This window comes from Acidovorax sp. AC410 (assembly GCF_979253235.1).
The window spans coordinates 4,779,405-4,801,052 of record NZ_CEEDCG010000001.1 but is presented as its reverse complement, the minus strand read 5'-3'; the positions used below and the strand labels follow the sequence as shown (position 1 = coordinate 4,801,052).

Annotated in this window: 21 protein-coding genes; 15 read left to right on the top strand and 6 right to left on the bottom strand. The window is 64.2% G+C overall.

Annotation, left to right across the window (positions count from 1 at the left end; translation table 11 throughout):
* Positions 1-122: 122 nt before the first annotated feature.
* The 4 genes from AC0IZS_RS22295 to AC0IZS_RS22280 form a co-directional block, all read right to left on the bottom strand.
* On the bottom strand, positions 123-914 hold the full coding sequence (locus AC0IZS_RS22295; protein ID WP_471637633.1) for a hypothetical protein: 792 nt from the start codon (positions 912-914) through the stop codon (positions 123-125).
* Positions 915-1,323: 409 nt separating this feature from the next.
* Positions 1,324-2,883: an NHL repeat-containing protein gene (locus AC0IZS_RS22290; RefSeq protein WP_471637632.1), complete on the bottom strand. Its 1,560-nt coding sequence runs from the start codon at positions 2,881-2,883 to the stop codon at positions 1,324-1,326.
* 236 nt (positions 2,884-3,119) lie between these two features.
* On the bottom strand, positions 3,120-4,577 hold the full coding sequence (locus tag AC0IZS_RS22285) for an RCC1 domain-containing protein (protein WP_471637631.1): 1,458 nt from the start codon (positions 4,575-4,577) through the stop codon (positions 3,120-3,122).
* 221 nt (positions 4,578-4,798) lie between these two features.
* A complete protein-coding gene (locus tag AC0IZS_RS22280) occupies positions 4,799-5,677 on the bottom strand; it encodes a LysR family transcriptional regulator (protein ID WP_471637630.1) in 879 nt (292 codons plus the stop codon).
* 123 nt (positions 5,678-5,800) lie between these two features.
* On the opposite strand from AC0IZS_RS22280, the gene AC0IZS_RS22275 reads away from it, so the two are divergent.
* From AC0IZS_RS22275 to AC0IZS_RS22240, 8 genes are all read left to right on the top strand, one after another.
* Entirely contained in the window at positions 5,801-6,796 is a 996-nt protein-coding gene (locus tag AC0IZS_RS22275) for a Bug family tripartite tricarboxylate transporter substrate binding protein (RefSeq protein WP_471637629.1), read from the top strand.
* Between the two features lie 37 nt (positions 6,797-6,833).
* Positions 6,834-8,183, top strand: a complete 1,350-nt coding sequence (locus tag AC0IZS_RS22270) for an FAD-dependent oxidoreductase (RefSeq protein WP_471637628.1) — start codon at positions 6,834-6,836, stop codon at positions 8,181-8,183.
* A 247-nt stretch (positions 8,184-8,430) separates the two neighbouring features.
* Positions 8,431-9,045 carry a P-loop NTPase family protein gene (locus AC0IZS_RS22265; RefSeq protein ID WP_471637627.1) on the top strand — a complete coding sequence of 205 codons (615 nt, stop codon included), beginning with the start codon at positions 8,431-8,433 and terminating at the stop codon, positions 9,043-9,045.
* Between the two features lie 121 nt (positions 9,046-9,166).
* Complete coding sequence (locus AC0IZS_RS22260; RefSeq protein WP_471637626.1) at positions 9,167-9,703, top strand: hypothetical protein; 537 nt, start codon at positions 9,167-9,169, stop codon at positions 9,701-9,703.
* 101 nt (positions 9,704-9,804) lie between these two features.
* Positions 9,805-10,227: a hypothetical protein gene (locus tag AC0IZS_RS22255; protein ID WP_471637625.1), complete on the top strand. Its 423-nt coding sequence runs from the start codon at positions 9,805-9,807 to the stop codon at positions 10,225-10,227.
* Positions 10,228-10,252: 25 nt separating this feature from the next.
* The gene (locus tag AC0IZS_RS22250) at positions 10,253-10,834 is read left to right on the top strand and encodes a CYTH domain-containing protein (protein ID WP_471637624.1); all 582 of its coding nucleotides are present in this window, start codon (positions 10,253-10,255) and stop codon (positions 10,832-10,834) included.
* Between the two features lie 494 nt (positions 10,835-11,328).
* The gene (locus tag AC0IZS_RS22245) at positions 11,329-13,521 is read left to right on the top strand and encodes an NHL repeat-containing protein (RefSeq protein WP_471637623.1); all 2,193 of its coding nucleotides are present in this window, start codon (positions 11,329-11,331) and stop codon (positions 13,519-13,521) included.
* A 744-nt stretch (positions 13,522-14,265) separates the two neighbouring features.
* Entirely contained in the window at positions 14,266-14,859 is a 594-nt protein-coding gene (locus tag AC0IZS_RS22240; RefSeq protein ID WP_471637622.1) for a hypothetical protein, read from the top strand.
* Between the two features lie 351 nt (positions 14,860-15,210).
* Here AC0IZS_RS22240 and AC0IZS_RS22235 read toward each other — a convergent pair whose 3' ends face one another.
* Positions 15,211-15,462 carry a hypothetical protein gene (locus AC0IZS_RS22235; protein WP_471637621.1) on the bottom strand — a complete coding sequence of 84 codons (252 nt, stop codon included), beginning with the start codon at positions 15,460-15,462 and terminating at the stop codon, positions 15,211-15,213.
* A 231-nt stretch (positions 15,463-15,693) separates the two neighbouring features.
* On the opposite strand from AC0IZS_RS22235, the gene AC0IZS_RS22230 reads away from it, so the two are divergent.
* Together AC0IZS_RS22230 and AC0IZS_RS22225 are read left to right on the top strand one after the other, a co-directional pair.
* Entirely contained in the window at positions 15,694-16,044 is a 351-nt protein-coding gene (locus tag AC0IZS_RS22230; protein WP_471637620.1) for a hypothetical protein, read from the top strand.
* The gene (locus AC0IZS_RS22225) at positions 16,041-16,424 is read left to right on the top strand and encodes a hypothetical protein (protein ID WP_471637619.1); all 384 of its coding nucleotides are present in this window, start codon (positions 16,041-16,043) and stop codon (positions 16,422-16,424) included. Before AC0IZS_RS22230 ends, AC0IZS_RS22225 begins: the two co-directional genes overlap by 4 nt.
* Before the next feature lie 825 nt (positions 16,425-17,249).
* Here the strand turns inward: AC0IZS_RS22225 and AC0IZS_RS22220 are convergent.
* Positions 17,250-17,711 carry an SRPBCC family protein gene (locus AC0IZS_RS22220; RefSeq protein ID WP_471637618.1) on the bottom strand — a complete coding sequence of 154 codons (462 nt, stop codon included), beginning with the start codon at positions 17,709-17,711 and terminating at the stop codon, positions 17,250-17,252.
* A 66-nt stretch (positions 17,712-17,777) separates the two neighbouring features.
* Here AC0IZS_RS22220 and AC0IZS_RS22215 point away from each other — a divergent pair, with 66 nt between their 5' ends.
* The 5 genes from AC0IZS_RS22215 to AC0IZS_RS22195 all read left to right on the top strand — a co-directional run bounded on the left by AC0IZS_RS22215 (position 17,778) and on the right by AC0IZS_RS22195 (position 21,329).
* Positions 17,778-18,191 carry a MerR family transcriptional regulator gene (locus AC0IZS_RS22215; RefSeq protein ID WP_471637617.1) on the top strand — a complete coding sequence of 138 codons (414 nt, stop codon included), beginning with the start codon at positions 17,778-17,780 and terminating at the stop codon, positions 18,189-18,191.
* 248 nt (positions 18,192-18,439) lie between these two features.
* Positions 18,440-19,498, top strand: coding sequence for a hypothetical protein (locus AC0IZS_RS22210; RefSeq protein ID WP_471637616.1), 1,059 nt, complete (start codon positions 18,440-18,442; stop codon positions 19,496-19,498).
* Between the two features lie 172 nt (positions 19,499-19,670).
* Entirely contained in the window at positions 19,671-19,976 is a 306-nt protein-coding gene (locus tag AC0IZS_RS22205) for a hypothetical protein (protein WP_471637615.1), read from the top strand.
* Positions 19,977-20,050: 74 nt separating this feature from the next.
* The gene (locus AC0IZS_RS22200; RefSeq protein WP_471637614.1) at positions 20,051-20,629 is read left to right on the top strand and encodes an alpha-ketoglutarate-dependent dioxygenase AlkB; all 579 of its coding nucleotides are present in this window, start codon (positions 20,051-20,053) and stop codon (positions 20,627-20,629) included.
* Positions 20,630-20,867: 238 nt separating this feature from the next.
* A complete protein-coding gene (locus AC0IZS_RS22195) occupies positions 20,868-21,329 on the top strand; it encodes a DUF6790 family protein (RefSeq protein ID WP_471637613.1) in 462 nt (153 codons plus the stop codon).
* The last annotated feature ends 319 nt before the right edge of the window (positions 21,330-21,648 follow it).

Sequence of the window (21,648 nt, the reverse complement as noted above, 5' to 3'; positions counted from 1 at the left end):
GACAACTTCATGGGAAACCCTGCAGCGACATGGAGGCAGCACCGCGGACGCCTGCTTATCCATCGTATCAGCGGCATCCGGTCTTGCCGGGCGAAACCGGACAGCCTGTTGCGCCAAGGCTGTCACCGCCTGCAAACCGGTTTTCCGGCAGTCTCGCCGGTGCCCGCACCTTCCAGTTTGCATACCGCTTCGATCTTGCGGGTGGTGAATTGAATTGAACCTTGCGCGAGTTGGCGCATGGAGAGTTCGCCATTGACTGTCCTGAAACTCCCTGAAAGGACGCAGTTCTGGCCGATGGGGACCCAGCCACTGGGCTGGCCGCCGGCGGTGCTGTTGCCGCACCATTCGAATTCGGTCCATCGGCCAGTGCCGTCTGCGTTGAGTTGGCGAAATCCCGCGATCAGTCTCTCTTTGTCGAGCGTCGCATCAACCACCACAGGGCAGTCGTCCCCCATGCCGGTGATGCACGCCACCGTCACCTTGTCCGCTCGGGCGGGGAACAGAGGCATGGTGGTACACCCTGGCGGCCGGCCAATGGCGCTGCAATAAACCTGACTTCTCCGGGTCTCGAACACCAGCGAGGCTTGCGCCATTTGCCGCTTGGTCAGTTCGCCGTTGACGGGTCGGGATCTCCCGGTCAAGGCGCAGGTGGTGGTGCTGGATGCATCTAGCCACTGCAGTGGCGCATTGCCCATCAGCGTGAAAGGAGTGCACCACAAAAAGGCCACGCGCCCCACCGAGCCATCGCCGTGGCGCTGGCCGTCGAACGAGGCGAAGAGGGCCTCCATGTCCGGGTTCAGGCTCACCGCCATGGGGCAATCGTCCGACTCCGGGCCAATGCAGGAAATGTCCAACTCGGCAGCGCCTGCGATCAAGGGGGCACACAGCGCGAGGGCGGTCAGTACGCGGTTCACTCCAGTTCCAATCATTTGCGAAATCTGTGAGTGACCGCTCCTGGCCAAGGCTGTGTGAAAACGTCGATAGACGACTTTTGCAGGGGTACTTCAAGCCTTGTTCGCGTCAAGATCGTGCGTTGTAGGTCGATCTGAGCGGTCGATTTCTTGCTGAGTCGTCAAGCCGAGGGCAAAACGCGCGTTTTCACACAGCCTCGACCGATAGCGAAAGTCTGGCTGTTCGCGCCAGTGCCCTGCACTACCCAAGAGCCGACCCGGGGAAGCCGAACAGTTGCCCATCGTCAGCGCAGCGACCTGGGAATGTCCACGAGAGCCGATCTGTGTGGCCAGTTCCCGCCCGCCGTTCCCTCTGTCCAATCCCATGCGCCCCCACTGTCCAGCAGCGACCAAAATACGCTCACTGCGCGCCTCAGGGTGGCGAGACCACCGTATGCGCTTCCCGCATCTGCCCGGTGTCCACCATCTCGGCGAACGACCGGCCCCAGCCGATGTAGATCTTGGCGCCGATGAAGCCGCGCACGTCCAGGCCCGGGTACTCGATGCGCTGCGGGCTGCCCGATGCGGCGCGGTTGGCTGGCGCATCGCAGGCGCCCGGGCACTGGAAGGTCACGAAGCCGTTCCCGCCCAGAAACATCAGCTGGCTATTGTGCAACACCGCAAGCCACAGTTGCTGCCCGGGGATGGCAGGGACGTTGCTCACGTCGATCACCATGCGGGTGTCGATCAGCGGGCCTTGCAGGCTGGCCGCGATCACCACTTCCGGTGCAGGTACCACAGCCCCGGGGCCGATGACCACGCTGGACGTGCCCTGCTGCGTGTAGCTGCGCAAGGTCATGTAGGCGTTGTTGTTGGCGTCCCTGGCGAGCTCTCCGACCAGGAACTCCCCATTGGCCCCCACCGTCATCGAGCGCACGCTGCACAAGACGCCCGACGGTTGAACGGGGACGGTGTCGCAGTCGTTCGGGGAACGGACCAGGGTCGTGACGCTGCCATCGGCATCGATACGGCGGATGGACTGGCGGCTCAGGAAGGTCGTCACCCAGTCCCTGCGATCCAACACGAACAGGCGGTCCTGCCGGTCGAACGCCATGTCCACCAGGTCGCCAAACCTGGCCACGCTGGCCGCTCCGTCGGCCTCGCCTTCGGTTTCGGTGTCGGCCCCTTCGGTGCCAGACACCACAGTGGCCTGGCCGTCTGCGGCGTACTTGCGGATCACATGGTCATTGGAATCTGCCGAATAGAGGGTGCCTGCAGAATCGATCGCCAGGATCACACTGGCGAAGGTGCGGTCGGGGTAAAAGGCAAAAACCTGCGAGGAGTATTTGCTGGTTGCGCTGACGAAGGTGCTCACCACACCGTCGGCTGTGATCTTGCGGATCCGGCCGGACACGGGCGGGCCGTTGGGGGTCGCGCGGGGGGTGGACTGCGCCACATAGACCGTGCCTGCCTTGTCCACGACGATGCTGCTGGGGCTGCACAGGGTGGCGGCCTGGCCCACGCCGTCCTGCGTGCCGCACACCCCTGGCTGGCCCGCCAGGGTGGTGACATCCCCTGCGGGGCTGATCTTGCGCACCACCTGGTTCCCGTTGTCTGCCACGTAGATGTTGCCTGCGGCGTCCACCGCCACTGCAGACGGCAGGGCGAACTTCGCGGCAGGGCCATTGCCATCCGCGTAATGAAGCGAGTAGACACTGGGCGCCAGGGTACCTGCCACCGTGGTGACCTGCCGGTAGTCGGCGCTGAGCCTGCGGATGAGGTTGTTGCCGCTGTCTGCAATCACGACTTCACCGGATGGGGCCAAGGCCAGTCCCTTCCAATTGGAGTTGATGCGCGCGACGTCGGCGGGGCCGTCCAGGCCGGGCGTGATGGTGTCCGCAAAGGCGCCCCCGTGGGCGGCAAGCATGGTGGCCGCGAGGGTGGCCAGCAGGCCTGTGCGTCGCAGTCGGGTGGGGGGTACGGTGTATGGCATGGAGCTCCCTCAAAAATGGATGGCGTTTTTGTACGAGACCCCCACTTTATGGTTCGACGCCTGCAAGTGCCGTAACGATTTGTGGTGGCCAGGCTTGCGTTGGCACAAGCGCCATTCCAACAGGGAGTGCTGCGCGCGTCTGTGACAGAGCGCACAGGCAAATACGCGCATCCAGCGCGCGCACCAGTCCACTGAAGCCGAGAAAAACAAAGCCCGCTTGCGCGGGCTTTTTTCATCTACCGTATGGTGTGGACGAGCTGGTAGCGCTTGCTGGCCATCATCTCGTACAGCGTGCTGCTTTGCTTGTCACTCTTCAGTCCGTAACCGACATACAGCGTGGAGCCCCGCAAGGCGCGCAGATCCTGGTTCGAGATCAGCACGGTGGTCCTGTTCTCCAGCCCGTGGATCCAGGGTTGGGGAATGCCGAACGGTGTAAGGGGTGCAAAACCGTACCCGTTGTAGCTGAATCCCGATGAATCCGGCCCAAAGACCATGAGATAGACGTCGCCCTCTACGCCACTGGCCAGGTGTTCGCTACTGATCTGCACCCGCACCGTGAGCGTCTGGAGCTCCATCGGCCCCGTCACGGTCATCTCGCCCAACTGTGGCGGCGCGGTGCCGTCGAACACCACGGGCGTTGGCTTGACCGGCGTGGCCCCGGCAGCCCCGGTGCCCAACTGCCCCACGCTGTTGCTGCCCCAGGCCATCAGGGTGCCCTCCAAGGTCAGGGCCAGGGTGTGCTGGTTGGCCGCCGCGATCTGGGCATAACCGCTGCCGACCAGTTGCGGGCTTTCTGCATCGCCGGTGGACGCCGTGCCCAGCTGGCCGCTGGCGTTGGAGCCCCAGGCCCACACCGAGCCATCGGTCTTGAGCGCCACCGTGTGGGCCGCACCCTTGGCCACCTGGCGGTAGCCGCTGCCCAGCGATGCGGGCGGCTCATCGCCCTTCCACTGCCACAGGGTTCCATCCTTCTTCACCCCCGCAGCGGTGACTGCGTTGAGCGTGACCTGTTCGAAGTTGCTGTCCACCGGGCCGGCGCTGCCATAGCCGGTGCGCCAGGTGTTGAGGAAATGGTTGGTTGCCACAAAGCGCAGGGCGCCGCCATCGAGCACCAGCAGTGCGTTGTAGGGGCCGGTGACCAGCTGTTGGGTGCCCGCGGGCAACGGGTCCAGCAGCGCATTGCTGTCGCCGCCACCTTCGGCCACGCTGTAGACGCTTTTGGCATCGCCCCAGAACCAGACCGAGCCGTCGGCCTTCTGGGCGGTGTCCGACGTCAACAGCTTGGCAAAGCCCGTGCCGATCTGCACCGGCGAGGTCTCGTAGAACACCTTGCTCTTCAACAGGGCGTGGCCCCACATCCACAGGCTGCCATCGGCCTTGAGCGCCACCATGTAGCGGCTGCCCACCGCCACCTGGGTGAAGCCGGCGCCGATCTGCACCGGCTTGCCCGCATCGACGGAGGTGCCGTTGCCCAGTTGCCCGTTCATGTTGTTGCCCCAGGTCCACAGCGTTCCATCGCTCAGGACGGCGGCCGAGTTGGACGAACCGGTTGCGAACTTCACGACCGTTGCGGCGTGGGCACCGAGCGCGGCAGCGAACAGGGTGCACACGATTCCCAGTTTCGCCGCCAGTTGGCGGGGTACAGCGGTCTGCAGCGCCTGCAAGGGATGGGCCAACAGGTCCAGGAAATTCATGGGGATCCGCCTTTCAAAACAAAAAGGAATGAAGGGAAAAATGACTGAATCAAAGAAGGAAGCACGCACCCCGGATTCGGCCTTACCGGCGCGCTGCGCAGTATGGGGTGGAGAACGCGGGTTGACCCTCCCCCGGACAGGTAGGGCTTCGGGTTGTCAGTTGCACCGCCTGGGTGCGAATGGTTCTTGGCGACACGCCTGTGGCGCCTTGCACCGCCCCTTCACTCCAGGAACAGTTCCGCAAGCATCGAGCGCAGCCATCGGTTCCCGGGATCGTGGTGGAAGCGCTCGTGCCAGTGCTGCTTGATGGCAAAGGTCGGCAACGGGAACGAGGTCTGCACAAGGCGCACCGCCGCAATCCGTGCCAGGGTCTGGGCGACGCGTGCGGGCACCGTGGCGACCAGGTCGGTCTGCGCCAACAGGTTGCCCAGGCCCGGCAGCGTGTGCAGGGTCAGCACCACATCGCGCTGCATCTTGAGGCGCTTGAGCTCCTGCTCCAGCAAGCCATGCCCCGTGCCCGGTGCAATGATGGCCACGTGGCGTTCCCGCCGGTAGAGCGGCCGGGTGACCCGCGAGGCCAGGCGCGGGTGCGCTTTTCTCACCACGCAGGCAAACCCTTCCTCGAAGAGCTTTTGCTGGTAGAAGCCCGCATCGAGTTCGGGCATGTAGCCCACGGCCAGATCGGTATCGCCGGATTCCAGGCGGGCCGCCGTTTCGGGGGCGATCCGCAGCACCTCGATCTGGATGCCCGGGGCCACTGTCTCGACCTTCTTGACCAGTCGCGGCAGAAACTCCAGATGGCTGACGTCGGTCATGCTGATGCGAAAGTGCCGCTTCGAGGTCAGCGGGTCAAAGACCACCTGCTGCTTGGTGGCGCTGCGCAGCAGTTCCAGCGCTTGCCGCAGGGGCACGAGCAGATCGGCCGCATGCGGCGTGGGCACCATGCCCTGCGCAGTTCGCACGAACAACGCGTCGTTGAACTGCCGCCGCAGCCGCGCCAGGGCCAGGCTCACCGACGTCTGGGGAATGTCCAGGTTTTCCGCCGCGCGCGACACGCTGCGCGTCTTGTAGACCTCATCGAACACGGAGAGCAGCCGCATGTCCATTATTTCAAATCCTGCTGAGAGCTATGCCGCGCATTAAATAGACGCAATGTTGCTCTCCCCCTAAAGTTTGCGCAATCCCCGTACCGCATTCGGGGGACACAGAAGGAGACAACAACCATGGCATCCGACACGCGGTCCATTTTTTTCACCGCATTCCCATCCATACGCGCTGCCGCACTGGCATGCCTCTGCCTGGCCGGCCTGCCGGCCTGGAGCCAGGAGTGGCCGCAAGGCCCCGTCAGGCTCGTGGTGCCCTTCGATGCAGGCTCGACCCCGGACCTGGCCGCGCGGGCCATTGGCGAGCGGCTGGCGGCCCGGCTGCACCAGCCCTTCGTGGTCGAGAACAAGAGCGGTGCGGCGGGCAACATCGGCACCGACGCGATTGCCAAGGCGAGCCCCGATGGCCGCACCATCGGCGTGAGCATCGCCGGCCCGCTCGGGGTGAACGCGCTGCTGTTCAAGAAGCTGCCCTACGACCCCGCCAGGGACCTTGCCCCCATCACCATCGCCGTCTCCCAGCCTTCCGTGCTGGTGGTGGGCAAGAAGCTGGAGAGCACCGACGCCAAGGCGCTCGCCTCCACCATGAAAGGGGCGAAGCTGACGTTTGCGTCCATCGGTGCCGGGTCGATCTCGCACCTGGGCATGGCCGCGCTGGCCGCCCAGAGCGGCGCCGATGCGGTGCATATTCCCTACCGCGGATCGGGGGCGGCCGTCACCGCCCTGTTGTCCGGTGAGGTCGACATGGCGCTGCTGCCGGCGGCGGCGGTCATGCCCCACGTCAAGGCAGGCAAGCTGTCGGCCCTGGCCGTGGCTTCGCCGACGCGGTCGCCCTCGCTCCCCCACGTTCCCACCCTCGCAGAGAGCGGCCTGCCCGCCATCCAGGCGGACGCCTGGATTGCCTTCGTCGCGCCGGCTCGCACCCCCGACGCCATCCTGAAAACCCTGCAGAACCAGATCGCGCAGATCCTCGCCGAGCCGGCCATGGTGGAGCGATTCCGCGCGCAGTACATGGACCCCGCAGGCGGTTCGCCCGAAGACATGCGCAAACAACTCGGCGCCGACATCGCACGCTGGAAGCCGGTGATCGAAGCCAACCGCATCGCCCTGGATTGATTGACTGATTGACCGACACATGAAGGAAGAGAACGACATGGCTGCATCGACACTGCTGGAGCCCGCGCGCCACCTGCCGGTCTTTGGTGAATACGACGTGGTGGTGGTGGGCGGCGGGCCGGCCGGACTGGCGGCTGCGGTGAGCGCGGCGCGCAGGGGGGCCCGGACCCTGCTCGTGGAGTCCTACGGCTTTCTGGGCGGCATGGGCACGGCAGGCGGCGTCACCAACTTTGCCGGCCTGTACGGCCGGCATGAAGGGGAGATGAAGCTCTTGGTGCGTGGTGTCGTTGACGAGCTGCTGGACCGCCTGGAGGCGCAGGGAGGGCTGAACCAGCCGCAGGACGGCATGCAGGGGCGCATCCGGGTGCGCTCCTACGACACCTCCATCTACAAATGCGTGGCCGACCAATGGCTGCTCGGTGCGGGAGTGCAGTTGCTGTTCCACGCGCGGGCCGCAGGGGTGCTGCGCGATGGCAACCGCATACAGGCGCTGGTTGTCGAGACGAAATCGGGCCGGCAGGCGATTCGCGGCAACGTGTTCATCGACTGCTCCGGCGACGCGGATGTGGCGGCCTTCGCTGGCGTTGCGCACGAGGTTGGCGATGGGCACGGAAGCGGCCTGTTCCCCTCGACGATGTTCCGGGTCGGCCATGTCGATGCCGATCGGGCGCTGCCGGCCGTGGGCGAGTTCAAGGCGATCAACGGGTTCATGGAACGGGCGCAGGAACAGTTCCCGGGCAGGTACCAGTTTCCCCGCGAAGGCGCGATCCTGCGGCCCCAGATCCATCCGGCGGAGTGGCGTGCGAACGTCACCTCCATCGCCAATGCCCAAGGGCAGGCCATGAACGCCGTGAACGCCGTCGAGCTGAGCGACGGCGAGGTGGAGGGCCGCCGGCAGATCGCCGAGTACTTCCGGTTCCTGCGCGAACAGGTTCCAGGGTTCGAAGGCTCGCGCATCGTGGAGATCGCGCCGCAGATCGGCATCCGCGAAACCCGCCGCATCGAGGGCCTGTATGCGCTGACGGGCGATGACATTCTCGGATCGGCCCGCTTTGACGACCGGATCGGCTTCAACGCCTGGCCCATGGAGCTGCACCGTGCAGGCGGCATCTCCTGGGGCTTCCCGACGGACGAGCGCAGGGCCTACAACGACCTGCCCTGGAGGATGCTCGTGCCCACGGTGTTGGAGAATCTGCTGGTGGCAGGCCGCTGCGCATCCATGACCCACGAAGGCCAGTCTGCGGCGCGCGCCAGCGGGGGTTGCTTCGTGATGGGGCAGGCTGCGGGCACGGCCGCCGCCCTGGCCGGCGCCCAGCGGCTGCAGGACACCGATGTGCAGCAGCTGCAGTCGTGCCTGCGCGAGGACGGTGCGCTGCTGGAGGCCTGAGCTCTGCCTGGGCGAAGCTGGCAGCGGTTGCTGATCCGGTGGCGCGGGACCTGTTGACGGCCTGCAACAGGCCAGGCGAACAGGGCGCCGCCCGCCGCTATAGTGTGCCGCTGGCGCATGCGGGGCATTCACGGAGCCCGCTTGCCAGGCGACGAAGCCTACCGTGTGCCCGGCCGCACCCATTTTCTCACCACACAAAGCGATGCACCTCCGTCCAGCCCTGCCCTGTGCCCCATCTGCCCACCGCTTGGTGATCGTGGAGGGCATCATGGGCTCAGGCAAATCCACCACGATGCGGTTCATCGCGCAAAGCCTTCAGGACGCTGGCCACGCCACCTCGCCTGTGCATGAAAGGACCGACCCGCATCCCGTGCGAGCGACAGACGAGTTGGAACACTGGTTCCAACCATGGCTCGACGCAACGCCCGCCCAATTGGCCGCGCGCAGCGTCAGCAGGTGGGCAGCGCTGGTCGAGGAGTCGCAGGCAGACGGCACCATCCGCGTCATGGATGGCCAGCTGTTCCATGGCGACTTCACGAACCTGTTCCTCATGGAGGCCACCCCCGCTGCCCTGCACGACCACACCCAGGCACTGGCATCGGCCCTCGCTCCGCTGAACCCTTTGGTCGTGTATTTTTGGCAGGAGGACGTCGCGCAGGCCATCCGAACCGTGTGCGAGGAGCGCGGCGCCGACTGGGTGGCATACCAGGTCAACTGGAAGCTTGCAACGCCGTACAGCAAGCGCCGCGGGTTGACAGGGCTGGAGGGGTTGATTGCCCTGTACCAGGACTACCGGCGGCTGACTGACGGGCTGTTTGAACGCCTTCCACTTTCAAAGCTGGCGATCGATAACTCAAGGTAAGATTGGCCCGCCTACCACGCACTCATCTTGCAGGCCTTGGGCTTGCCGTCGGTCGCGCCTGACCGGAAATCTGCGCAACCCCGACACGTGGAATGAGTCTTCCGTTAAGAACTGGCATGCAATGACCATCGTTTTCATGCATACACATCGGCGCATACGGAGGGTGTCAAAAGCCCGAGAAGTGGACCTGCACAGGCAGTTTCCCTGGCTTGCGGAGGTTCACGTCGGAGACATTCCCGACGATGTCCAAACGCTGGCTGTGTCGGTGTTTGACCACTGGCTCTCAAAGGCGGAGGCCTGCGCTTTGCTTGAGAATGTGCCTCGTGATGAGCAGAAGCGTCGCGATGGTCTGCTCAGCAGTTTCTGTCGATACATGGCACAGGATACGGAGGTATTGTCCTTCGTTATGCGTGGCCGCGACAAAGACCGGTGCGTTTTTAGAAGCTTTGTATCTGCTGTTGATCTCGCAAGCTATTGCCAAGCCAATGGTGGAAAGCTTCTCAAACATCGGCATTTTCATGTGGTGCTTCCAGAGCTGGGCTGTGCGTTCTACGAGAGCTGGGATGACACCTGCATTTTCTATTTTGTTTCCCAAGCTGTGGAGAGCAAGGCGATCCAATGGGCGCAGATGGCTGGCGTTCATATCCTGAAGAGTTGAATTCGTCCATCGTGTGATGCTGGTGTCTGCGTGGGAGCAAGGCCGCCGCGGCATTTCGCCAAGCATGGGATGATGCCTCCCCATACACCCCACCCGCCACCATGAGCCACCGCTGCTTTCGCTTCAAGCCATCGCACCCGGACCTCAGCGCCCAGCAGATCGCGGCCATTCGGCGCGTCAGCCCACACTCCATCGCCGAGATCCGGCGCCGGGCGGCGGCACAGGAGTCCGTGCTGGACATCGCGGTGTTCTCGGGCGAGTGGCCCGCTAGCAAGGCCCAGATCGTGGCGCTGCTGCAGGGCATCGAGGCGGGGACCCTGCCGCTGGTGGTCTTTGATGCGGCGCTGGCAGGGCGTGCCCACGCACAGGCGTCGTCCGAGGAGCCGCTGACCATCGGGCAGGCGCGCCAGCGCCTTCGGTTGCTGCGGGAGATTGCGCTGGAGCAGGACATGCACGCGCAGCTCGAAGCCGGCCACATCACCGCGCCCGAGGAGTACACGCCCCCGCCGGAGGACGAGGCCTGAGCACCCGCCCTCACTGGGCCTGCCCATGGCATCATGCCCACCCCGCAAGGACGCCACGAACAGAGGAGCGCCGGTGAGCAGCATCGACCAGGAGACCGCAGAACGCCTGGGCTTCCCCAAGCCCCACTACGTTGCCATCGAGCGCGAGCGGCGCTGGCTGTGCCACGAAGTGCCGCGCGAACGCATTCACCGCACGGAGGCGATCACCGACCTCTACGTGACCGGCGCGCGGCTGCGGCTGCGGGAGGCCCGCCCGGTCGGCGGCGGCACCCCCAGGCTGCGGCTCACGCGCAAGGGGGACGTGGACATCCACACCCGGCTGATCACGTCCATCTACCTGCCCGAGGAGGAGTTTGCAGTGCTCGCCGCATCGCTGCCGGGGCGCCGCATCAGAAAGCTGCGGCACCGGCTCGTGCCGGTGGACGGCGTGTTCGTGGTCGTCGACGAGTTCCTGGGCGAACTCGCCGGCCTGGTGCTGGCCGAGGCGGAGTTCCCGAGCGCCGAACTGCTGGCCGCATTTGCGGGACCTGACTTTGCGATCCGCGAGGTGACCGACGACCCGCGTTTCACCGGGGGCTACCTCGCGCACAGCGGCATCCCTGCGTAGCCGCGGGCACGCACCGCACCGACACGCGCCAGTTGCGCCCGCACCTGTTTCGCATCGCGCACAAAGCCGTGCGTATTTCGGCCTTGCTGCACATCGGGGTCGGAAGATCGTACACACCACGGCCGCCGCGCGGGCCTGCCCCACCCATCGCCCAGCCTCACCCAAATGGGTGCGCGCGCTCGCTTTGTGACACCCGACACAGACGGATCGCCGCGGCTCGGCAAAGATTGGAGCAGCCCCACCCTTGCGTGCGGACCTCACCGCACCGCCGCACTGCTGCGAGCGCTACACGGGTGGGCTGTCTTTTTTATCTTTTGAACCGAGAGGGTTTCGACCATGCCAGTGACGACCACCACCCCGCCCCCATTGCACAGCCCTTCTCGCGCCCTCGCGAACAGCAACAGCACCGCCGCAGCGGCCGCGTGACTGCAGCCCGCGTAGCGCTGGCGGCACTGCCGCTGCGTGAAAGACAGATACCCCATACAAGGCGACTCATGACACAACATGCACTCAAAAAGCGACAGCAACGCATCGGCCTTTTAGCCGTATTGATTGTTCCCATGCTCTCCGCATGCGGAGGCGGTTCCGGCAGTTCGGTCGAAACGCCTGCCCCACCACCCTCTTCTTCGGCCACCTTGTCCCTCCTTGCTGGTTATGCGGTCAGTGAAGGCAATCAGGACGGCCCCACAAGCACGACCGCGAGCTTCAGCACGAAAGTGGGGGGAATGGCCTTGACCAGTTCGGGGGAAGTGGTCATCGCAGATACCAACAATAACCTGGTACGCAAGCTCAGCGCCAATGGCGAGCAAGTCAGTACCTTGGCCGGAGGCTGGGTGCCTTTGGGCGCCACTCCTGGCACCCCATCCAGTTATTCGGACGGCAACGGCCAGAACGCGCGGTTCTACCGCCCCGCTGCGGTTGCCGTGGACGCAGCAGGAAACACCTACGTGGCCGATGCCGCGAACCACCTGGTGCGCAAGATCAGCACAGCAGGACTCGTGACCACCTTGGCTGGCCGGGCAGGGGTATGTGGTAACCAGGATGGTGTGGGCAACGGCGCCACCCTGTGCAACCCCAGCAGCATCGCCGTAGACAAGACAGGTACGGTCTATGTGTCAGAAGCTGATCTCCCTGGTCAAGCTCAAACAGGTCGAATCCGCAAGATCACTGCGGATGGTGCAGTGAGCACAATCGCCAGCCAAACCAGAGGACGCAACCCACTCCTCGCCACTGATTCTGCGGGGACTCTCTACGCAGCAGACGCCGGACTGATCCTCAAGTACTCGGCAAACGGCCTGGCCACTGCGGTGTCGGGCACCGAAGGGCAGCTCGGCAAAACCATCGTGGCCATGACCTTCGACCCAGCTGATCGCCTGATTGTGCTGGACAAGGAGGTGATCTCCGAACTGATGCTCGGCCCCCCATCCATACGGTATGTACGGCTTGGCATTCGCCATGTCGGCAGCGATGGACGTGTCACGACCCTGGTCAGCGCCCCATCCGACTGCCACAATTACAGCGGACGCAGCAACGATGACCTGTGCCAGGCCATTACCATGGTGGCCAAAGCCAATGGCCAATTCCTGGTGGCCGAAGGCATCGGCGGCAGCAGTACCTCCTATAAATACGTGCAGTTGCGCAGCTACACACAGCAGGGCACGTACACGGTGGTCGCAGGCCCGGTTTCTCCCACAGGGGCCAAAGATGGGCAAGGCGATGCCGCGCGCTTTGACCAGCCTTCGGCGCTGGCCTTCGATGCATCGGGGATGCTGTATGTGCGCGACAAGGGCAACAACACCATCCGCACTGTGCAAGCAGACGGTCTGGTAGGCACCCTGGGCCAGCCCGGAGGGCGGTGCACTTCGATCACAGGCCTGGGCAGGGAATTGCTTGTAAGTGGAGTTTCCACAGTCCCCGGATCGGCCTTGGCCGCTGACGGAGCAGGCAACCTTTACACCTATATTGATTCCCGCATCCTGAAGTTGCGCAATTGCGAGGCCGTGCTTCTGGCGGATGTGAATCCATTGCTGAAAGTGGATCCATCGACGGGCACGGGCAGACCCGCCGTCAACCCCATCACCGGCATTGCTGCGGACAGCACAGGCAACGTCTATGCGTCCTCCTACCAAGGAGTCATCTTCAAAATAGACACCAAAGGGACAGCCACATTGTTCGCAGGCAGCGAAGCCCAGTGGGGGCACACGGATGGTCAAGGCCAAGCCGCAAGATTTTCGTGGCTGGGCAACATGACCACCGATGCAGCCGGTAACCTCTATGTGGTCGATAGCCTGAACAACTTCAAGAGCTTGGGTCCAACCATCCGCAAGATCACTCCGTCCGGGCTCGTCAGCACTTTGGCAGGTAACCCTGACGCCCCCCCCGGCCATGCCGATGGCCTTGGTTCAGCGGCCCTGTTCTCGGTGGATTGGCCAGAGGAGCCAAAGACCGCCAGCCTCGCGGTGGACAACAAAGGCAACGTGTATGTCTCCGACCCTGCCAACAGTGTGATCCGCAAGATCACTCCTGGCGGCCAGGTCAGCACCCCCGTGGGACAGGTGGGACGCCGGGGATTTGCAGCAGTGGACCTGCCAGGCAGCATCGGCCGCCCCGCCGGCATTGCAATCCGTGATTCCAGTCTCTCCATCTCCGTCCCCCATGCGGTGATCCAGGTCAGGCTTCCTGATTGATCCCAGGATACCGAACCTTCTCGATGGCTTCCTTCTTAGAACCTGTTCAACGTCTTTTTGAAGCCGCGCAAGTCCCTTTTCGGGATGGGATGCTAGGCGCGGTGCGCAGCCGATAGCCCGTGCTATCGGCAAGCGCCGCAACGCCGCAGACCGCCCGAAAAGGCACTTGCCCGAAGGGTTGGGGCGAAATCGGGCGATTGGACGCCCCGGCTGCTTGCATGGGCATGAGCCCATGCGGCGCATCCGAAGCATCCACTCATCCCGATTGCGCCCCAACGCGGCTGCAAAAAGACCTTGAACAGGTTCTTAGGAGCCAGCGAGTGACCGCCGCAGTACAGTCCGTAGGTGATGCGTGGCTTCTCATGGCCCACGATGTCCGCTGAGAGGTTCTCCGAGTTCCCAGCGTTTTCCAGCAAGGTCACCACAGTCTTTCTGATCGAGTGGAGGACCTTATCGTTGGGGAACCCGAGAACCTGTTTCAGCTGATAGATTCAAGATGGGATAGCCGGACGCATACGTAGGGTGGACACTCACGGTGGAGCTTGTTTGGTATGGCATCGTGGGCATGTTGGCTGTGGTGGCACACCGAGTGCGCTGGCGGCATTTCTGGCTCCTAGCCCTCTCCACGCTGCTGTCCATCGGCTGGATCAAGGCTGCCAACGCCGGAGCGCTGGATTTTCTGTACGACTCGCACTGCTGCACGCACCACCGTGCACGGCACGCGACTGAGAGGGAGAACCACCGATGCGACGGCAGATCTGGCGCACCACCCTGGCTGCGCTACTGGCCAGCGCCAGCTTGGGCGCTGGCGCGGGGATGTCTTTGCCCATCACGGCCGTGGAGCTCGATGGCGTGAGCATGGCCAAGCTGCGCGGCTCCATTGCCTTGCCGCGGCCGGACCTCGCCATCACCGAGCTTTTAACGTACGTCTACCCCGAAGACATCCTGCGCAAGGACAGCCCCCGGTCTGCCCCTTACGCGAGTTTTTCGACAGAGGTGTTCGAGACCGGACCCGGTTACCAGCGCAAACGGGTCGGAAACTGCAAATTCGAGCAAGCGCAGTGGACCTGTCGGGGCCATGACCTGATCGCCTTTGACAACGGCATTGCGGCAGGCGTGTCCACTACCATGCCGACCGCGCTGGTCCTGCGTATCCTGAACTTCGCCCAGCAGTTGGCCGCGGACGAGCGGAAATTTTTCATAACGTCGTACGACAACGGCGACCGGTTCTCGGTCACCGTGGGCGACGGCTGCACCTCCACGATGTCCCTGCGGCGCAAGGGCGAGACTTTCGAGGTGGTGTTTCCGGAATGGCGCAACGCGCGGGTCTGCCATTGAGGCAGCACATTGCAAACGGCTGCGACACCAGCCACGGCAGCAACGGCTGCCTCACCCCCTTGCCATCTTGCTTGCACCGACGACATAAACCCATCTCCACGCTCCGCGCACGCCACGGCGCCGTCCACCACGCCGTTCACCCTGCCGTCGCTGCTGTGGTTGGGCCTTTGCCTGCTCTGGCCCCTGTGCGCGGGCGCCCAGGAGCAGCTCTTGGCCGATTGCTGCCTTACTAGCAGCAGCAGCTTTGGGCCCAAAGCCGACAGTGCGCAGAACCTAGACCATTGTGTTGCAGGCATATCAGCGAGCACATGGGCACCGCATTGAGCAACCGTCAGAGCATAGCCAAGGTGTTCAGTTCGAGCCGATCGACATCAATGACAGCACTTGATCATGCAACACTGTCCCCGCCTGAACCTCCTTTGCCCATGCGGGAGAGGCGGCAAACACTTGCTTCGCATCGCCAAGGCCGCACCCTCGCACTTCACTAATGGCCTTGATTGTTTGTATCGGGGTGGCGCCAGCTGCGCGCAACTCGAGAAGGGCGCCCTCAAAAGATGTGCCTGCTTCCAATGCGGCCCTTAGGATGCGTGTCGGGTGTTCCATATGGCTTACTCTATCGCGGAATGACTCCTTCTGGCCGAGGCTGTGTGAAAACGTCGATAGACGACTTTTGCAGGGGTAATTCAACCCTTGCTCGCATCGAGATCGTGCGTTGTAGGCCGATCTGAGCGGTCGACTTCTGAGTCGACTGACAGGTCAAGGGCGCAACGCGCGTTTTCACACAGCCTCGGCCGATTCTGGCCTTCGTAGCCGCCCATCATCTTTAGGTTTCGCATGGTTCACCTAGACTGCTCTGGTATCTGGTTCGGTTCGCAGCTGGACGAGAAGCACCTCTTTCAGTGGGCTGCGGAGATCCCCGGCTTTTTGCGCTGGGAGCAAGACACCTTGGTAATTCGCTCTAGGCTGTCCGAGGCATCCCTGCGAGATCTGCTTTCATTGTTCAGCCGCTACGAAATTCCGATGGCGCAGCTCGCTCAGTTTCAGACATCCAAAAACGAGCATTGGTTTGCTGCGCCGCACATGTACTGGCACAAGAGGGTGTTCGGCAGCCAGAAACCTAACCGGGCGTTGCAGTGGACCGCCCCAGCGTCCGCTGAACTTGAACGTTATATGCCACCGGAATGAGCTCGTCTGAGCAAAGGCCCTGGGTCATCCTCTCGACGCGGTACGGCGGCGACACTCGCGAACCCACCACGGATCAACTGCGACGCGGGTTGGCGGAGGTTTATCACGAGAACATTCCGTCCATGACGGAGCGTGACTATGCTGAGCACCCTAACGCATCGCTCCGCTATGGGTTCGATGACGGCCCGATGTATCTCTTAAACATTTATCGCAGCAAGACCGTATATTTCTCGCAATGGTCCGATCAAGACTATGAGCGCGAGCTCGAGCCGGAGTTGGAGCGAATCAACGTAAGCGAGAGCGAAGCATTTCGGCTATGGGACCTACTCGCGGCCGGAAAGATTGATGAGATCAAAGGGAGCGTGTGGGATGCAACATAACGTGCCAATCGACATGGACGCACAGCAGCAGGCCGCGGCTTTCGCCGCAGTTGCGGTGCGCCGGTCATCTTCACGTTAGGCATTTGCAACATGCACGAGCAGATCCTCCAACTTGAGGCACCAAAGAGCCGCACGTTGCACTTGTGGTTTGAGCCTTGGGCTGAAGGTTTCGCATTTCCTGCAGGCACGGCAATTGAACTGCGAGCTAAGTCGCCCGTTGAGGGAAAGCTAGAGATTGAGGCATCACCGGAGCAACGGCGGTCTATGTTTGGTCAGAGAGCACGCTTCGAGTTTTAGTCAACGGGGCCGAAGTCTTGTCATTCCAACAACCCGTCCCTGAAGGGCTCAATAAGGAGATGGTAGCGCTCTTGTTTGGTGCTCCACCAATTCCAACGCAGCGGAAGGTGGCGCATCTCCAAGGCGTCCCAGGTGGCGCTTCTGGCGCTAGTCATTTGTGAGTCAAGCTGATGCGTCAGGTCTAACCAGTCAATCAAGCGGATAAACAACAGCGGCCAACTGTCGTGCGCTTTTGCCCATTACGTGCCGCCGTTGTTTGCCGCTTATCTCCAACGTTGAGCGCCCGCTTTCATTTGATTTGACCGGCTGCTCTTGGCCGACAGCCGAAGTCTAGCTGTCAGCGCCCCTACCCTGCATCACCCAAGAAGGCGACTCAGCGAAGCTGGAAAGATGCCCATCGCCAGCGAACTTGGAATGTCCACGAGCGCCGATGTATGTGTCCGGTTCACCCCGGCCCCGCCGTACCACTGAATTCGATCCGACTGCCCAGAAGTGACCGAATACCCAGCGCACGGATTCCACCCGGGTTCAGGTACCGGCACCTCCCTCCATGCGCGCTTTCAGCGCCGCCAGGCCCCGGTCTGCCCGCTGCCGCATGACCCGCCTGGCCAGCGGCAGCAGCAGGCAGCGCACGGCAAGGCTCTGGCTTCGGCTGAACATGCGCCAGGTGAGCTCGCAGGACTGCGGCGCCGTGGCATGCAGCGAGATCTCCATGCGCGGCAGGAGCGGCACAAACCGCCCCTCGGTGGCGAAGAACCCGGGGGCCCTGGCCTCCTGCACCTGCAGGGTGACCTGCCGGCGCCCCCGGAGTGGCACGGCCACGGTTTCAAGGTACTCCTTGCCCGGCTGCCCATGGGCGAGCGCGCCGATTGATTCGATCGAAATGACGCCCGGGAACCACTCGCCAAACTGCTCCATGTTCGATATGTAGCCAAACACCGCCTGCACAGGCCGGTGGATGGAGACCGTCTTTTCGACCAGCAAATGCATGGTGTGCCCTCTTCAAAAAAGCCATGCTAATCTGTAGAGCAAGGTCTACAGTCAAGGGAAATTTCGATGCGCATATCGGAGCTGGAAAGCCGCACCGGCCTGGGCCGCCACGCGCTGCGCTTTTACGAACGCGAGGGGCTGCTCGTCGGCGTGCAGCGCGGCCAGAACAACTACCGCGACTACCCCGAGTCGGCCGCCCGGGACGCAGCCCTGCTGCAGCAACTGCAGTCGCTGGGCTTCTCGCTGCAGGAGATTCGCCAGGTGCTCGATGCCATGCGCGCCAAAAGCATCGACTGCGCCAAGGGCGCCCGCCTGATGGCCGACAAGCGCACGGCGATCGAGGCCCAGATCGCCAACCTGCGCAAGGTAAGCAAGGTGCTGCTGCGCGAACAGCAGCGCCTGCAAGAGCGTGCCGCGCGGTACAAGCCTTCCGGCGCACCGTCAGCGCCGCCAGTCCCCGGGCGGCCTGCTGCCTCATGACCCGCCCGGCCCGTGGGGGAGTGGCGCCCCGGCATGCGGCAAAAGCCCCCTGCGCGGCAAGAGCGGTAGGTGCCGCCCCATGGTCGCGAAGAATGTGAAAGCGTCCCGGATCCGCTCGGTGGCCGCCCGGCACAGGTTCTGCGCACCGACCACGCGCGCGCTGCCCGTGCGCGACAATGCAACGCGGTCCCGCGACCCGAACCATTGGCAGTGCGCCCTCCTCCACCTTCATCGCCAAGGCAGAGCCCATGTCTTACGTCATCCACCTCTGGGAGCACGAGGCGCCACGCTCGATGGAGCAGGCTCTGCAACTGCACGAGCACCTGCTGGACTCGCCAGACCCCGCCCCGCTGCGCCGCTTTGCCGACCTGCTGGCCCGGCTGGTGCAGCGCTTTCCGGCCCAGGTGGGTGGCGTGGGCGCAGACGCCGGTGATGGCACCTGGGTCGAGCCTGCGCCCCCGCAGGTGCAGACCCAGGGGGTGGTTCTCAGCCTGGCGCTGTACGGTGACGGCCCCGCGCAGTTGCTGCCGGCGCTGATCGACGAGGCCGATGCGCTGGGGCTCACGGTACTCGACGAGCAAGGTGGCTGCGTCTACCTGCCTGGCCGCCTGCAGCTGGACATGGACGGCGTCTCGCCCCGCCCGGCGGCGGCCCGGCAGCCCGCGCCGGCAGATGCCGAGCGCCTGACGGCGGGCATTCTGCGGGCGCGCACCAAGGCCGTGCTGCAGGCCCCCTTGCAACGGCACGGCTTTGTGCTGGCCAAGGGCGGCGATACCTGGTCCGAGTTCCAGCGCCAGACGCCGGCCGGGCTGCAGGCCATCAAGATCTACCGTACCAGCGAGCTGTGGCAGCACCTGTTCTATTGCTCGCTGACGCCGAGCCTGCCACCCGCCGTGGCCGCCGCCGTGGCCCCCGCCAAGGACATACGCCTCTTCGTGCCAGCGGGCACCGCACTGCAGGACTTTGCGCGCTTCGACTACTCGAACGACTTCGATTGCTTTATCGCCTGCACCATCGACCAGCTTGACCGGCTGCTGCCCGCCTTCCTGGCCTCGATCGAATCGCTGTGCCTGCCTGCACTGGACGCTTGCCAGACAGCGTCTGACGTGCTGGATTTCGATGCGGCCGGCACTGCACCAGGCAGCGGCGCCCACCTGGCCGACAGCGCCGTGCTGCTCGCCCTGAACCACCTGACCGCCCGCGAAGACATGGCCCTGGCGGTGGAGCGCCAGTGCCTCAAATCCGGGCACGACCGCGGGCGGCAGCGCATACTGAACGAGGTGGCAGGCCGCCTGGCGGCCTTATAGCGTCTGGTGCTGGCGCCGGGGGCGGGCGCCTGGCTTTTGCCGCGCCAGCGCGTGCGCTCGCAAATCCATAGCTGCCCCGCCAGCACCGGCCGTCTTTTGGCAGCAGCCGCATCAATCTCCTGGCCGCCCAGCCCAAAATACTGTAAATTCATCCAGTCTTTTGGAGATGAGCATGGATGTTCTGGACGCCACCTACACCGTCGCCCTGTGCGACTACCCCGGCCTTGCGCAGGCCCAACGCACCGCTGCAGAGGTGCGCTTTGCCGTTGCCCTGGAGCACCAGTTCGGCAGCCCCGACGACATTGCCGCCACCCTGCACACCATCGACGCGCTGGAGCGCGTCGAGCCCGAGGACGTCTCGGCGCACGACCTGGTGGCCCTGCAGCGCTGGGTGCGCGCCCTGTCCATCGCGCGCCTGGCGGGCTACCGGGGCCTGGCCGTGCGCGACGGCAGCCGCTTCGAAGTGCGCCTGGGGTAGCAGCCTGTGCGCAGGGCACAGGCCACGCCGTCCGCCCGCGCTGCCGGCACCCACGTACGAACCGCACCTGCACCATGGACCAGTCGAGCCTGTTTGGCGATGCACCGGTGCGCGCCTCCATTCCCGGTCTGGTCTACCAGGCGGGCTTTCTGGGGCGGGCAGAAGAGGCAGCGCTCATCGCCACCCTGCAGTCACTGCCGCTGCACGCCGCCCGGTACAAGGAGTACCTGGCCCGGCGCCGGGTGACGAGCTTTGGCGGCTCGTACGATTTCGACACCCACCAGTTGCGGCCGGGCAAGCCGCTCGACGAACGCCTTGCACCCCTGCGGGCCCGCGTGGCTGCGTGGCAGGGGCTGCAGCCCGGGGACCTGTTTCACGCCCTGGTGTCCGAATACGCGCCGGGCACGCCCCTCGGCTGGCACCGCGACGTGCCGGACTTCGAACGCATCATCGGCGTGTCACTGGGCGGCCCGGCCACGCTGCGTTTTCGGCCCTGGCCCTACAGCCCGGCGCTGCAGCGCCAGATGGTGGCACTGGAGGTGGAGCCCCGCTCCATCTATGTGCTGCAGGGCGATGCGCGCTGGAAGTGGCAGCACAGCGTGGAACCGACCCAGGAGCTGCGCTGGTCGGTGACTTTCAGGGACAGGCGCTGAGCGCAGGCCCCAGGGATCCTCTGCATAAACCTCGCGGATCGGCGGTAGTGCGGATCGGGATGGGCCGCAAGGCGTCTTCGTGCAGTCAATAGCAGGGCTATTGGCAAGAGAAGCAACGCAGCGGACCGCCAAAGGCCGCGCTGCCAACGGCCGCAGGGATTTGTGCAGAGGGTCCCTACCCCTACACTGCTGCCATCGACGGCCACAGCGCCCATGCACAACAGGCTGGAGGATCCCCATGTACTACGCCATCGTGGCACTGCTCATGTTCGTGCTGCCCATCGCCTCCATCGGGTGCGAGGTGGCCTTCACGTCCGCAGCGTTCGACGGCATGTCGATACTCAAGTGGTATGTCTTCTGGGCCGTAGGGTGGCGGCTTTTCCTGGCGGGTGCGCGCCAGGTCCTGCAGCCGGAATACACCGCACGGGTGATCCTGGGACACAAGGGCGAGGAGTCCATGCTTCTGGTGCGCGAACTGGGCTTTGCGAACCTCGCCTTGGGCACGATGGCGCTGGGCAGTTCTCTGTGGCCGGCCTGGCGCATTCCGGCAGCCCTTGCCGGGGGTATCTTCTACCTGCTGGCCGGGGCAAACCACCTGCGGCAACCGCACCGCAACCGGCTGGAGAACGTGGCGATGGTGTCCGATCTTTTTGCAGGCGCGGTGCTGGCGCTGGCCATGGCCGGTGCCTGGCCGCGTTGAACGAAGTGGGTGCGGCTTCCATCGGAACCCTCGCGCCAGACCCGCCGTGCGAGCCTTGCCTCGCCAGTGTCCTGTCCCGCCAATGAACGTCAACTCGTTGAAATCGATGCACGAGTCATCAATATCTGAACAGACCATTTCCGCGCCTGTCGAAGCAGCGCCGACAGTGGACTCATACGGATTTGCATTCGACCGTATAACCAGGCGGGAAGCCGCAGACAGTGCTGTAGCACGGCAAGGCGAACCAACGACGCCAGGAGGCTGTCGGACTTGGAAATCGTCGGCTGCAAATCGGCCGCAGCGGTCCATTTTTCACCGC

Coding starts and splice junctions, on each gene's coding strand:
- AC0IZS_RS22210 (WP_471637616.1), top strand. CDS start 18,440: ATGTCTTACGTCATCCACCTCTGGGAGCACGAGGCGCCACGCTCGATG.
- AC0IZS_RS22290 (WP_471637632.1), bottom strand. CDS start 2,883: ATGCCATACACCGTACCCCCCACCCGACTGCGACGCACAGGCCTGCTG.
- AC0IZS_RS22230 (WP_471637620.1), top strand. CDS start 15,694: ATGGTTCACCTAGACTGCTCTGGTATCTGGTTCGGTTCGCAGCTGGAC.
- AC0IZS_RS22255 (WP_471637625.1), top strand. CDS start 9,805: ATGAGCCACCGCTGCTTTCGCTTCAAGCCATCGCACCCGGACCTCAGC.
- AC0IZS_RS22200 (WP_471637614.1), top strand. CDS start 20,051: ATGGACCAGTCGAGCCTGTTTGGCGATGCACCGGTGCGCGCCTCCATT.
- AC0IZS_RS22245 (WP_471637623.1), top strand. CDS start 11,329: ATGACACAACATGCACTCAAAAAGCGACAGCAACGCATCGGCCTTTTA.
- AC0IZS_RS22225 (WP_471637619.1), top strand. CDS start 16,041: ATGAGCTCGTCTGAGCAAAGGCCCTGGGTCATCCTCTCGACGCGGTAC.
- AC0IZS_RS22240 (WP_471637622.1), top strand. CDS start 14,266: ATGCGACGGCAGATCTGGCGCACCACCCTGGCTGCGCTACTGGCCAGC.
- AC0IZS_RS22260 (WP_471637626.1), top strand. CDS start 9,167: ATGACCATCGTTTTCATGCATACACATCGGCGCATACGGAGGGTGTCA.
- AC0IZS_RS22235 (WP_471637621.1), bottom strand. CDS start 15,462: ATGGAACACCCGACACGCATCCTAAGGGCCGCATTGGAAGCAGGCACA.
- AC0IZS_RS22280 (WP_471637630.1), bottom strand. CDS start 5,677: ATGCGGCTGCTCTCCGTGTTCGATGAGGTCTACAAGACGCGCAGCGTG.
- AC0IZS_RS22205 (WP_471637615.1), top strand. CDS start 19,671: ATGGATGTTCTGGACGCCACCTACACCGTCGCCCTGTGCGACTACCCC.
- AC0IZS_RS22285 (WP_471637631.1), bottom strand. CDS start 4,577: ATGAATTTCCTGGACCTGTTGGCCCATCCCTTGCAGGCGCTGCAGACC.
- AC0IZS_RS22215 (WP_471637617.1), top strand. CDS start 17,778: ATGCGCATATCGGAGCTGGAAAGCCGCACCGGCCTGGGCCGCCACGCG.
- AC0IZS_RS22275 (WP_471637629.1), top strand. CDS start 5,801: ATGGCATCCGACACGCGGTCCATTTTTTTCACCGCATTCCCATCCATA.
- AC0IZS_RS22270 (WP_471637628.1), top strand. CDS start 6,834: ATGGCTGCATCGACACTGCTGGAGCCCGCGCGCCACCTGCCGGTCTTT.
- AC0IZS_RS22220 (WP_471637618.1), bottom strand. CDS start 17,711: ATGCATTTGCTGGTCGAAAAGACGGTCTCCATCCACCGGCCTGTGCAG.
- AC0IZS_RS22195 (WP_471637613.1), top strand. CDS start 20,868: ATGTACTACGCCATCGTGGCACTGCTCATGTTCGTGCTGCCCATCGCC.
- AC0IZS_RS22250 (WP_471637624.1), top strand. CDS start 10,253: ATGGCATCATGCCCACCCCGCAAGGACGCCACGAACAGAGGAGCGCCG.